Source organism: Rhodococcoides corynebacterioides NBRC 14404 (genome assembly GCF_001894765.1).
GTDB classification, from domain to species: Bacteria; Actinomycetota; Actinomycetes; order Mycobacteriales; family Mycobacteriaceae; genus Rhodococcoides; species Rhodococcoides corynebacterioides.
In genome coordinates this window covers 641,696-654,468 of record NZ_BCWV01000004.1, presented here as the reverse complement: position 1 = coordinate 654,468, position 12,773 = coordinate 641,696, and the positions used below count along the sequence as shown (strand labels likewise).

The following is a 12,773-nucleotide window of genomic DNA, read 5'->3' as shown; positions in this document are numbered from 1 at the left end:
GTCCATCCACAGGTCGGTGTCCGCGGGGCTGTCCGGGCGGCCGTCGCGGTGAAGCTTGGCCCGTGACGGTGTATCGGCGAGACGAGTTGTTGCGCAGCGGTATCGGGCGGGGTGCCCTGAATCATCGCGTGCGCACCGGAAGACTCCATCGCGTGCTGCCGGCGGTGTACTGCACCCGCCCACCCACCTACGAGGATCGATGCCGTGCGGTCGTGGCCTGGAGACCCGAGGCGGTCCTGAGCCACGACACCGCGGCCCGGCTCTGGGGCCTGCTCGTCCCCGAGCCCGAGGTGGTCCACGCCACCGTCCCGATGTCCACCTCGTCGCGGTGCCCGCCGGGGTTCCGTCTGCACCGGCGCGTGGTGGAACCGGTGGTGTACCGCGCATTGTTGCCGGTGGTCACGCAGGAGCAGTGCTTCATCGACGTGGCGACCACGCTCGATGCCGAGGCTCTCGAACGGTTCGTCGATCAGGCCCTGTCGCATCGGGTTCGGTGGCGGGCGGTCGCCGCGCTCTGCGACGCGGCGCGGGGCATGCACGGCGTCGCGGCGGTGCGGCGGCAGTTGCGGACTGCGTGCCCGCGAACGCTGTCCGAGGCGGAACGGCAGGTCGCCCGTGCGCTCAGCGCGAGACACGCCGGCATGGAGATCAACGCCGAGGTGGGGAAGTACTACGGCGACCTGGTGTGTCGGCGTGCGCGGGTGATCGTGGAGATCGACGGGCGGGAGTTCCACATCGACCCGCACACGTTCACCCGCGACCGCATCCGCCAGAACGAGTTACTACTCGATGGCTGGCTCGTGCTGCGCTATTCCGCGGTACGGGCACTGGCCCACACGGACGAGGTGGTCGACGAGATCCTCGCGGTGGTACGGAAGCGGCGGAAGTCCCGTGCCTGAGTGCACACAGGTGGGGCGATCGGGCGGGTTCCCGGCAGTCGGGGCGACTTGTGTGCCGTGGCGCAGGTCAGACGGCGAAGTCCCGCTTGACCTGCTGGGTCCGCCGATGCTCGATGACGAAGGAGAGGAACGGCACGGTGCCCGCGAGAAGGGTGCCCACCGTGCGACCGACGGGCCAGCGCACCTTGACGGCCAGGTCCAGGGTCACGAGGAGGTAGACGAAGTACACCCACCCGTGCACGACGGCGATCCACCCGGGCAGGTCCTGCACGCCGAAGCCGTACTTGGCCACCATCTCCGCGGTCAGCACCAACAGCCAGAGCCCGGTGGCGTAGGCGAGCACGCGGTACCGCAGCAGCGCGGGCGCCACGCGCGCATCCTTCGTGCGAGTGGGGGCGGCGGGTCCGGAATCGGCGGTGCTCACGAACTGCTCCTGTCCTCGCGGCCGAGCTCCGCGAGATAGCGGTTGTATTCCTGCAGGCTGCGGGACTCGGCGTCGGAGCCGAGCGTCTCCGCGGGAGTGACCGTGGGCCGCTGCGGCAGCAGATCCGCAGGGATCTCGGTCGGCTCGGCGGTGAGATCCGGCTCCGGCTCCTCGGGAGCGTCCTCGAGCTGCACGAACCGGCGGTAGGCGAAGACGACGAACGCGGCGAACAGCGGCCACTGCAGGGCGTACCCGAGGTTCTGCCCCGAGCCGGTCGACGATTCGAAGCGCTCCCACTGCCACCAGCCGAGCGCCAGACAGCCGCCGGCCGCGACGACGACCAGCAGAATCAGGGCAGGTCGACTCCTGGCCCGGGTTCCGTCGCCGTGTCGATCCACACGGCCAGGCTACCGGAGCGCCGGTGTGTCAACGACGCGACGTCGTACTTCCCGGTGGGCTCCGATTCGGTGCGCGAGGGGGGACTCGAACCCCCACGTCCTTCGGACACCAGAACCTAAATCTGGCGCGTCTGCCATTTCGCCACTCGCGCGTGCGGGCCGAGTCTAGACGCCCGCGTCACCCCCGGATGGTGAGGTGACGCGGGCGTCCGACCTCACGCCTCGCGGGGCGGCGCAGGGGAGCGTCGGCCGGTGGCGACGCGCTGATGACGCCACAGCGAGTGTCGGACCGTGGGGACGTCGACCGCGAGCTCGTCGGCGATCACGGCGAGAATGCCGTCGACCGCGGTCGGGTCGAGATCGTCCGACGCCCCGGTGACCTCTCGGAGGAACGACGCGACGAGCGCCGCGGCGTCGTCCGTGACCACTCCGAGGGCGCCGAGGAAGCACTGCCACGTGCGGTCGCCGAGGCCGGGGACGTCGACGACGGCGCGTCGCAGCTGCTCGGTGTCGGTCACGTCCGCGGCGCTCCGGACGCCGGCCTCGGTGAGGGCGGCGGCTGCGGCCACCACCGCAGCGGCCTTGGTGGTGCGGTTGCCGGGCACCCGCTGTCGGTTGCCGAGCAGTGCGGCGAGTCCGTCCCCGTCGCACGCGGCGAAACCGGCGAGATCGTCGGTCCGGCCCTGTCGATGGGCCCGCCACGTGGCGACGACGCCTCGAACACCCGTGTTCGGCCCGCCGTAGGACGCGCGGGCGGAGAAGACGGCGTCGAGCAGGGCCGCCTCGGCGTCGCGCCACCCCGGGAACCAGAACGGTGACGATTCGCGCGGAACGGCGCGCAGGACCGACGCGGTGAGGTCCGACGGCGCGACGGCGGCGGTGGTGGTGGCGAGGTCGGCGGTGATGGATGCGGTCACGAGATTCCCCCCGGATCTACGTGCGGCACGCGTGGTGCCGGTGTGGGGCACGGCGGGCGCCGTGCGACGCGGACGGTAGCCGCGAGGTCCGACAGCGCGGACGGAGTCGGCGCGACACCGGACGCCGGGTCACAGATACCTGCAGGTCGTGACATGCATCACCCACGCCCACACCTGAATCCGAGGGTTTCCTCGAGTTCCGAGCCGCGGAGATACCCCCTGGTCTGCGACGACTTTCGCTACTCGCCGGTCACTTCCCGCCGCCGGTCGGGGCGGCGTCACGACGTACCGGCGGGTAGCACTAGGACGTCAAACAGAACGTGAGGATTTCCTCATGATTTTGTGTCACGCTGGTCCGCACGAGGCGACGGCTCCCCGCCAGGGATCGAGCGCGCGTCGTCTCACCGGACTCGTTCGACCGACCGGATCCACGAGAACCGAGGTCGCCGCCCCCAGCGGCCCCGACCCCCATCGCCTCGCACCCGAGGTAGGAGAGGACACGCACGCGTGACGATCAACGAGAGCACACCATCCCGCCCGCGGTCCGGAGACCGCAGCAGCTCGCTCGCCGAGCGCGTGGTCGACGGTGAGGCGTACGCCCTCGCCTTCGGGGGGCAGGGCGCCCCGTGGCTGCCGACGCTGGACGAACTGACCCGCGACTGCGCGCTGGAGCCGCAGATCACCGACCTGGTGAACTCGTCCGCCCGGGTGCTCGCGCCCGTGGCCGCCGAGCTGCTGGTAGTGCGCCCGCTCGGCTTCGACCCGATCGCGTGGATGCTCGAGCAGGAACTCGCCGACGACCCCGCCGCCGGCCCGTCGGATGCGGCTCTGCTGTCGGCCGCCGTGTCGGTGCCCGGCGTGCTGCTCACGCAGATCGCCGCGTTGCGCGCCCTCGCCGTGCAGGGTCTGGACTACACCACCACCCCGCCCGTCGCGGTCATCGGTCACTCGCAGGGTGTCCTCGCCGAAGCCGTCGTCGCCGACCGCGGTGAGAGCGATGTCGAGCTCCTCGCCCTCGCCCAGCTGATCGGTGCTGCCGCCGGGCTGGTCGGCCGCCGCCGCGGCCTCATCGGTGCCGGTGATCGCGCCCCGATGGTCTCGGTGTCGAACATCGACCCGGCTCGCCTGCAGGCCGTCGTCGACGAGCTCTCGGGCGACGAGGCCGCGGCGTCCGCCGTCGTGGCGATCCGCAACGGCCGTCGTCGTGTCGTCCTCAGCGGGCCCTACACCGCCCTCGTTCGCATCCAGCAGCGGTGCGAGGAGATCGCGGACCGCGAGAGCCGCGAGCGCGACGCCAAGAAGCGTGGCGGCGACGTGTTCTCGCCCGTCTTCGAGCCCCTCGCCATCGAGGTCGGCTTCCATCACCCGCAGCTCGCCGAGGCCGTCGAGATCGTCGAAGGCTGGGCCACCCGCTGCGGTCTCGACGTCGACCGTGCGCGGGCGCTGTCCACCGCCATCTTCGTCGAGCCGGTCGACTGGGTCGCCGCCGTGGATTCCGTCGTCGCCGCCGGTGCCGCCTGGGTCCTCGACCTCGGCCCCGGTGACGCCCTCACCCGCCTGACCGCCTCGAACATGCGCGGCCACGGCGTCGGTGTCGTCGCCGCGTCGACCAGGACCGGTCACCGAAACCTGTTGACGCCGGGCGCCGCTCCCGCCGTCGACCGCCCGTGGACCGACTTCGCGCCGCGCGTCGTCACGCTGCCGAACGGCCGCACCGTCGTCGAGACCTCCTTCACCCAGCTCACCGGTCGCTCGCCGATCCTGCTCGCCGGCATGACGCCGACGACGGTCGATCCGGCCATCGTCGCCGCGGCCACCAACGCCGGCCACTGGGCCGAGCTCGCCGGTGGCGGCCAGGTCACCGAGGAGATCTTCGCCGGTCACGTCGACCGTCTGAAGGAGCTGCTCGAGCCGGGCCGCTCGGTGCAGTTCAACTCGCTCTTCCTCGATCCGTACCTGTGGAAGCTGCAGCTCGGCGGCAAGCGCCTCGTGCAGAAGGCCCGCACCGCGGGCGCACCCTTCGACGGTGTGGTCGTCACGGCCGGTATCCCCGAGCTCGACGAGGCCGTCGCGCTGATCGAGGAGCTGACCGAGGTCGGCATCAGCCACGTCGCGTTCAAGCCCGGCACCGTCGCGCAGATCCGCAGCGTCATTCGCATCGCCACCGAGGTGCCCGACTACCCGGTGATCGTGCACATCGAGGGCGGGCGCGCCGGCGGCCACCACTCGTGGGAGGACCTCGACGACCTGCTCGTCGCCACCTACGCCGAGCTGCGTGCGCACGACAACATCGTCATCTGCGTCGGCGGCGGCATCGGCACCCCGGAGCGGGCGGCCGAGTACCTCACCGGCCAGTGGTCCGTCGACGCCGGGTTCCCGGCGATGCCGCTCGACGGCATCCTCGTCGGCACCGCCGCCATGGCGACCCTCGAGGCCACCACGGCTCCCGAGGTCAAGCAGCTCCTGGTCGACACCCCCGGATGCCCGGACTGGGTGGGCGCCGGAACCGCCACGGGCGGAATGGCTTCGGGCCGCAGCCAGCTCGGCGCGGACATCCACGAGATCGACAACGCCGCGTCGCGCACCGGCCGCCTGCTCGACGAGGTCGCCGGTGACGACGACGCCGTCGCGGCGCGTCGCGACGAGATCGTCGCCGCGCTGGACGCCACGGCCAAGCCGTACTTCGGTGACGTCGCCGACATGACGTACCTGCAGTGGCTGAACCGCTACGTCGAGCTCGCCGTGGGCGACGACCCGCGCGTGGAGAACCCGTGGCTCGACATCACGTGGCGCGTGCGCTTCCGGGACATGCTGCAGCGCAGCGAGGCTCGGCTGCACCCGGCCGACCGTGGCCCGGTCCCCACGCTGTTCGAGGACGAGGATCTGCTCGAGCGTCCGGCCGACGCCGTCGCAGCGCTGCTGCGTGCGTACCCCGACGCCGAGTCGGTGCGCCTGCACCCGGCCGACGTTCCGTTCTTCGTCTCGCTGTGCCGCCTGCCGGGCAAGCCGGTCAACTTCGTGCCCGTCGTCGACAAGGACGTGCGCCGTTGGTGGCGCAGTGATTCCCTGTGGCAGGCCCACGATCCGCGGTACAGCGCCGATCAGGTCTGCATCATCCCCGGCACCGTCGCCGTCGCCGGCATCGACCGCGTCGACGAGCCCGTCGGTGACCTGCTGAACCGCTTCGAGAAGGCCACCACGGACCGGCTGCTCGCCGAGGGTGCCGAGCCCGTCGCCGTCGCCACGCGCCGCCACCCCGAGGTGGCCGGTGGCGCCATCGGTGTCGTGCTCGCCGCGCCGGACATCACCTGGGCATCGCGCCTGGCGCCCAACCCCGTTCGTCGTCTCGGTGCGGTGAGCGAGTGGGAGGTCACCTCCGACGAGCAGGCGACGCACCCCGGCACCGGCGCCACCCTGACCACGTCCGGCGACGACGCCGTGCTGCTCTCGGTGCCGCTGACCGCCGGTCGCTCGGTCGACATCCGGATCACCGTCCCGGCCTCCGCGGTCGACGGCGGCGCACCGCTGGTGACCGACGCCGACGCCGAGACCGCCATGTCCGCGCTCCTCGGAGTGGCTGCGGGACAGGATCTTCCGACGGTCAAGAACGGCACCGCGCGTCTGAACATCGCGTGGTCGCCCGATCTGACCGCCGATCACGCCGGCGTCACCGGCTCCGGCCTGCCCGCGCAGTACGGCGTCGGACAGTCGATCGTGCCGGACGTGCTCGTCGGGGCCTGTTGGCCCGCCGTCTTCGCCGTGCTGGGCGCTGCCCGCACCGCGGACGCCGGCTCGGTCATCGAGGGCATGCTGGACCTGGTCCACCTCGACCACCGCATCGATCTGGTCGGCGAGCTGCCGGATCACCACAGCATCCTGGTGGTCAAGGCGACCGCCGGCGAGGTGATCGACACCGATCTCGGACGCGTCGTGGAGGTCTCGGTCGAGATCGGCGCGATGCTCGGCGAGGGCCTCGACGCCCCCGCCGTCGCGACCCTGGTGGAGCGCTTCGCCATTCGCGGGCGCACCGGTGCCGGCACCCTGACCGATCCGCCGCGCGCCGGCGGGTCGCTCACCGACGCCCTGGTGGAGACGCCGCGTCGACGTCGTCGGGACGTCACGGTCACCGCGCCGCGCCACATGGGTGCCTTCGCTCAGGTGTCCGGCGACCACAACCCGATCCACACCTCCGACGCCGCCGCGCGTCTGGCCGGTCTGGGCAGCCCGATCGTCCACGGCATGTGGCTCTCGGCCGCCGCGCAGCAGGTGGTGACGGCCGTCGATCCGTCGGCCACCACCCCGCCGCGTCGCCTCACCGCATGGACCACCCGGTTCCTCGGCATGGTGCGCCCCGGCGCGTCGATCGACGTGCGCGTGGACCGCATCGGGTTCGAGGCCGGCCGCGAGGTCGTCGAGGTCTCCTGCAAGGTCGACGGTGACCTGGTCATGCAGGCCACCGGCCGCATCGCGGCGCCGAAGACGGTGTACGCCTTCCCCGGTCAGGGCATCCAGACCCGCGGCATGGGTCTCGACGCGCGGAGCCGGTCCAAGGCCGCACGCGAGATCTGGGAGCGTGCCGACAAGCACACCCGGTCCGCGCTCGGCTTCTCCATCCTCGCGGTGGTGCGGGACAACCCGACCGAGCTCCGCGCTCGCGGCGTCACCCACAAGCACCCCGACGGCGTGCTGCACCTGACGCAGTTCACCCAGGTGGCCATGGCCGTCCTCGGTGTGGTCCAGGTGGCCGAGCTCCGCGAGTCCGGTGCGTTCGTGGAGGACTCGTTCCTCGCGGGCCATTCGGTGGGCGAGTACAACGCCCTCGCGGCGGTCGCCGGTGTGCTCCCGCTCGAGGCCGTTCTCGAGGTGGTCTTCCAGCGCGGGTCCGCCATGCACCAGCTCGTTCCGCGTGATGCGCAGGGCCGCAGCGACTACCGCATGGCCGCCATCCGTCCGTCGCAGATCGGCCTGGCCGACGACGACGTCATCGAGTACGTCGAGTCCATCGGCGCCCGCGTCGGCGAGTTCCTGCAGGTGGTGAACCTCAACCTGCGCGGGTCGCAGTACGCCATCGCCGGCACCGTCGCCGGGCTGGAGGAGCTCGAGCGCGACATCGACCGTCGCCGTGCGGAATTCGGCGGCAAGCGCGCCTTCATCCTGGTGCCCGGTATCGACGTGCCCTTCCACTCCACGGTCCTGCGCGGCGGAGTCGACGACTTCCGCAACCGTCTGCTGGACCTGCTGCCGGAGACGATCGATCCGTCGATCCTGGTGGGGCGCTACATCCCCAACCTGGTGCCGCGCCTGTTCTCGCTCGAGAAGGCGTTCGTGCAGGAGATCGCCGACCTGGTGCCGTCCGCACCGCTCGTCGACGTGCTCGGCGCGTGGGACGACTGGGCCGCTCGCCCGTCCGACCTGTGCCGCGTGGTGCTGACCGAGCTGCTCGCGTGGCAGTTCGCCAGCCCGGTGCGGTGGATCGAGACGCAGGATCTGCTGTTCGCCGACACCGCCGACGGCGGGTTGGGCATCGAGCGGTTCGTCGAGGTGGGTCTCGGCGCTATGCCGACGGTGGCCAACCTGGCGACCAACACGCTGAAACTGCCGGGCCGCGTGGGTCATCCGGTGGAGGTGCTCAACATCGAGCGCGACGCCGCCGTGGTGTTCTCCACCGACACGGACCCGGAGATCGTCGACGAGCCGGAGGAGACCCCGGCGGCCGACCCGGCCGCCACCGCCCCGGCCGCGGCTCCCGCGGCGCCGGCGCCTGCAGCGGCACCGGCGGGCGGGCCTCGTCCCGACGACATCGCCTTCACCGCGTCGGACGCGACCACCGTGCTCATCGGCCTGTGGACCAAGCTCCGCCTCGACCAGATCGGCCCCGCCGACACCATCGAGGCGCTGTGCGACGGCGTGTCCTCGCGTCGGAACCAGCTGCTGGTCGATCTCGGTTCCGAGCTCTCGCTCGGCGCGATCGACGGTGCGGCCGATGCCGACATGGGCGCTCTGGCCGGCACCGTCAACAAGCTCGCCCGCACCTACCGGCCCTACGGCCCGGTGCTGAGCGATTCCATCAACGACCACCTGCGGAAGGTGTTCGGCCCGTCGGGACGTCGTCCCGGCGCGGTCGCCGAGCGGGTGACCAAGGTCTGGCAGCTCGGCGACGGGTGGGCACACCACGTCACCGCCGAGGTCGCTCTCGGCACCCGTGACGGGCAGTCCGTCCGCGGCGGGGCGCTCGGTGGTCTCGGCGAGACCGCTCCGTCGGACGGCGCCGCCGTCGACGCGTTGATCGACGCCGCCGTGACGGCCGTCGGTCAGCGCCGCGGGGTGCAGGTCTCCATGCCGTCCAGCGGGGGTGGCGGCGGTGGGGGCACCGTCGACGCCGCCGCGCTCGGCGAGTTCACCGAGAACATCACCGGCCGGAGTGGCGTGCTCGCCTCGGCGGCGCGTCTGGTGCTCGAGCAGCTCGGGTTCGCGGACGCGGAGACGCTGCCGGAGGCCGATACCGCCGAGTCCGATCTGATCGATCTCGTCTCGTCCGAACTGGGCAGCGACTGGCCGCGTCTCGTGGCGCCGTCGTTCGACGCCCGTCGTGCGGTCCTGATCGACGACCGATGGGCCACGGCGCGTGAGGATCTCGCTCGCCTGTGGATCGGCGACGAGGCCGCTCGCGCCCTGGCGGTCGACGCCTTCACCGGCGCCGGCGAGGCCGTGGCCGCGCAGGCGGCGTGGTGGCAGCGCCGTGCCGACGCACAGGGTCTGGCCGACCTGGCGTCGTCGTACGCCGCCATCGCCACGGCCGCGACCGCGACCGAGACGCCGGGGCAGTGGGCCGATCAGGTGGCCGTGGTGACCGGAGCGAGCAAGAACTCCATCGCCGCTGCGGTGACCGGCGAGCTGCTCTCGGGCGGGGCGACGGTCTTCCTGACCACGTCGCGTCTGGACGAGGAGCGCGTCGGGTTCTACCGCGAGCTCTACCGCACGCACGCCGTGACCGGTGCCGCTCTCTGGGTGGTCCCCGCGAACATGGCGTCGTACGCCGACGTCGACGCGTTCGTCGAGTGGGTCGGCACCGACCGGATCGATTCGGCCGGTGGCGCCAAGAAGCTGGTCAAGCCGGCGATGACGCCGACCATGTTGTTCCCGTTCGCCGCGCCGCGCGTGGCGGGCGAGCTGTCCGACGCCGGCGCCCGCGCCGAGATGGAGATGAAGGTTCTCCTCTGGTCGGTCGAGCGTCTCATCGGCGGACTGTCCGCCATCGGGTACGACCGCGACGTCGACAGCCGACTGCACGTGGTGCTGCCGGGCTCGCCGAACCGTGGCCTCTTCGGTGGCGACGGCGCGTACGGCGAGGCCAAGGCCGCGCTGGACGCCGTGACCAACCGCTGGAAGGCCGAGCGCAGCTGGGCCGAGCGAGTGACGTTGGCGCACGCCCGCATCGGCTGGGTCCGGGGCACCGGGCTCATGGGCCACAACGACGTGGTCGCCGAGGCCGCGGAGGCGGCCGGCGTGCGGACGTGGTCGACGCAGGAGATGGCCGAGCAGCTGATCGCCCTGTGCGACGAGGACTCTCGCCGCCGTGCGGTCGACGCTCCGCTCGAGGCCGACCTCACCGGTGGTCTCGCCGAGGCCGGGCTCGATCTGGCCGCGCTGGCCAAGGACGCCGCGGACGCGGCCGTCGCCGAGGAGGCTCCGGCCCCCGCGCCGGCCACCGTCGACGCGCTGCCCGAGCCGCCGCGCATCACCGGCGAGCTCGATGCCCCGGCGTGGCCGGAGCTCGACGTGGACCCGTCGGAGCTGGTCGTCATCGTCGGTGCCGGCGAGCTCGGACCGTACGGCAGTGCGCGGACGCGCTTCGAGATGGAGGTCGACGAGAAGCTCTCGGCGGCAGGCGTTCTCGAGCTTGCATGGAGCACCGGCCTGGTGGTCTGGGAGAACGATCCCAAGCCGGGCTGGTACGACGTCGAGTCCGGTGATCTGGTGCCGGAGGCCGAGATCGCGGACCGCTACCACGACGTGGTGGTCGAGCGGTGCGGCATTCGCCGGTACGAGGACGACGGCGCCATGGTGAACAACACCGCGCCGCTGATGTCCTCGGTGTTCCTCGACCAGGACCTGACCTTCGTGGTGGGCAGCGAGGCCGAGGCCCGCGCGTTCGTCTCGGCGGATCCGGACCGGACCGTGGTGAACACCAACGCCGACGGCGACTGGCAGGTCACCCGCAAGGCGGGCACCGAGATTCGCGTGCCGCGCCGGATGAAGCTGACCCGCAGCGTGGGCGGCCAGATCCCCACCGGCTTCGATCCGGTGAAGTGGGGCATCTCGCCGGACATGGCGAGCTCGGTGGACCGCGTCGCACTGTGGAACATCGTGTGCACCGTCGACGCGTTCATCACCTCGGGCTTCGAGCCGTCGGAGCTCATGCGCTGGACCCACCCGTCTCTGGTGGCGAACACGCAGGGCACGGGCATGGGCGGCATGGAGTCGATGCGCTCGCTGTACATCGACACGCTGCTGGGCGACGCACGGGCGAACGACATCCTGCAGGAAGCCCTGCCGAACGTCGTGGCGGCGCACGTGGTCCAGAGCTACGTCGGCTCGTACGGCGCGATGGTGCACCCGGTGGCTGCCTGCGCCACGGCCGCGGTGTCGGTCGAGGAGGGCGTCGACAAGATCCGTCTCGGCAAGGCCACGTTCGTGGTCGCCGGCGGCTTCGACGACCTGAGCAACGAGGGCATCATCGGCTTCGGCGACATGTCCGCCACGGCGGACACCGAGGCCATGCGGGCCCAGGGCATCAGTGATCGGCGGTTCTCGCGGGCCAACGATCGCCGGCGCGGCGGATTCGTCGAATCGCACGGCGGCGGAACGATTCTGCTCGCCCGCGGCGACCTGGCCCTGGAGATGGGTCTGCCCGTCCTCGGTGTGGTCGGCTGGGCGCAGTCGTTCGGCGACGGTGTCCACACCTCGATTCCCGCCCCGGGCCTCGGCGCCCTCGGTGTGGGTCGCGGTGGCCGGGACTCGGCCATGGCGCTCTCGCTCGCGGCGCTCGGCGTCGCGGCGGACGACATCGCCGTGATCTCCAAGCACGACACGTCCACCAACGCCAACGACCCCAACGAGGCCGAACTGCACACGCGTCTGGCGCGGGCACTCGGCCGCAGCGAGGGCAACCCGCTGTTCGTGGTGTCGCAGAAGTCGCTGACGGGTCACAGCAAGGGCGGCGCCGCCGCCTTCCAGCTGATCGGTCTGTGCCAGGTGCTCGCGCAGGGCGTCGTGCCGCCGAACCGCAGCCTCGACTGCGTCGACGACAAGATGGCCGAGTTCGAACACCTGGTGTGGGCACGCCGGCCGCTGACGTTCGGAAACTCGTTGCCGCTCAAGGCCGGTCTGCTGACCAGCCTCGGGTTCGGCCACGTGTCCGGGCTGATCGCGGTGGTGCACCCGCAGGCGTTCGTCGCCGCGATTCCGGCCGATCGACGCGAGGAGTACCTGCGCACGTCGCGGGAGCGCGTCGTCGCCGGACGCCGACGCCTCGCCGACGCCATGTGCGGCGGTGACGCGCTGTACCGGCGTCCGGAGGATCGCCGGCTGGGTCACGACGGCACACCGTCGGCCGTCAAGCATCAGCTCGAGGCCGACCTGCTGCTCAGCGAGGCCACCCGACTCGGTGCGGACGACGTCTACCGCGTCGCCGCGCAGGATGGCACGGTGACCGAATGAGCATCCTCGGAGTCGGACTGGACCTGGTGTCGGTGTCGGAGTTCGCCGAGCAGATGGAGCGCGTCGGGACCACCATGGTCCGCGACAGCTTCACTGCCGGCGAGCGCCGCCACGCCGCCACCAAGAGCAGCGATCCCGCGCGGCACTACGCCGCGCGGTGGGCGGCCAAGGAAGCGGTGCTGAAGGCCTGGGCCGGGTCCCGGTTCGCCCGCGCACCGCAGATCGGCGACAACCCCTACCCGTTGATCGAAGTGGTCAACGACGCCTGGGGTCGCCCGTCGATCAAGCTGCACGGCATGGCGGCGGAGTTCCTGCCGTCGGTGAAGATCCACCTGTCGCTGACGCACGACGGCGACATGGCCGCCGCGGTGGCGATTCTGGAGGAGTGAGTACCGAGTGACTCGGGGGAGAGAGC

At 71.7% G+C, this 12,773-nt stretch carries 6 protein-coding genes and 1 tRNA gene; 3 read left to right on the top strand and 4 right to left on the bottom strand.

Annotated features, from left to right (window positions below):
- The first annotated feature begins 62 nt into the window (after positions 1–62).
- Positions 63–899, top strand: a complete 837-nt coding sequence (locus tag RC2_RS12355) for a DUF559 domain-containing protein (protein ID WP_082895508.1) — start codon at positions 63–65, stop codon at positions 897–899.
- A 67-nt stretch (positions 900–966) separates the two neighbouring features.
- Here RC2_RS12355 and RC2_RS12350 read toward each other — a convergent pair whose 3' ends face one another.
- The 4 genes from RC2_RS12350 to RC2_RS12335 form a co-directional block, all read right to left on the bottom strand.
- A complete protein-coding gene (locus RC2_RS12350; protein ID WP_068148459.1) occupies positions 967–1,323 on the bottom strand; it encodes a DUF3817 domain-containing protein in 357 nt (118 codons plus the stop codon).
- Positions 1,320–1,721, bottom strand: a complete 402-nt coding sequence (locus RC2_RS12345; RefSeq protein WP_068148461.1) for a transcriptional regulator — start codon at positions 1,719–1,721, stop codon at positions 1,320–1,322. Before RC2_RS12345 ends, RC2_RS12350 begins: the two co-directional genes overlap by 4 nt.
- 70 nt (positions 1,722–1,791) lie before the next feature.
- Positions 1,792–1,873 (bottom strand) — tRNA-Leu (locus tag RC2_RS12340).
- A gap of 63 nt (positions 1,874–1,936) precedes the next feature.
- Positions 1,937–2,638, bottom strand: coding sequence for a DUF8548 family protein (locus RC2_RS12335; RefSeq protein WP_082895509.1), 702 nt, complete (start codon positions 2,636–2,638; stop codon positions 1,937–1,939).
- Between the two features lie 507 nt (positions 2,639–3,145).
- Between RC2_RS12335 and RC2_RS12330 the strand changes: the two genes are divergently transcribed.
- Together RC2_RS12330 and acpS are read left to right on the top strand one after the other, a co-directional pair.
- Positions 3,146–12,358 carry a type I polyketide synthase gene (locus RC2_RS12330; RefSeq protein WP_068148464.1) on the top strand — a complete coding sequence of 3,071 codons (9,213 nt, stop codon included), beginning with the start codon at positions 3,146–3,148 and terminating at the stop codon, positions 12,356–12,358.
- Positions 12,355–12,747, top strand: coding sequence for a holo-ACP synthase AcpS (gene acpS, locus RC2_RS12325; RefSeq protein ID WP_068148466.1), 393 nt, complete (start codon positions 12,355–12,357; stop codon positions 12,745–12,747). The genes RC2_RS12330 and acpS overlap by 4 nt, the downstream gene beginning before the upstream one ends.
- Positions 12,748–12,773 lie beyond the last annotated feature (26 nt).

Excerpts from the sequence above, each read along its gene's own strand:
- acpS (WP_068148466.1), top strand. The coding sequence starts at position 12,355 with ATGAGCATCCTCGGAGTCGGACTGGACCTGGTGTCGGTGTCGGAGTTC.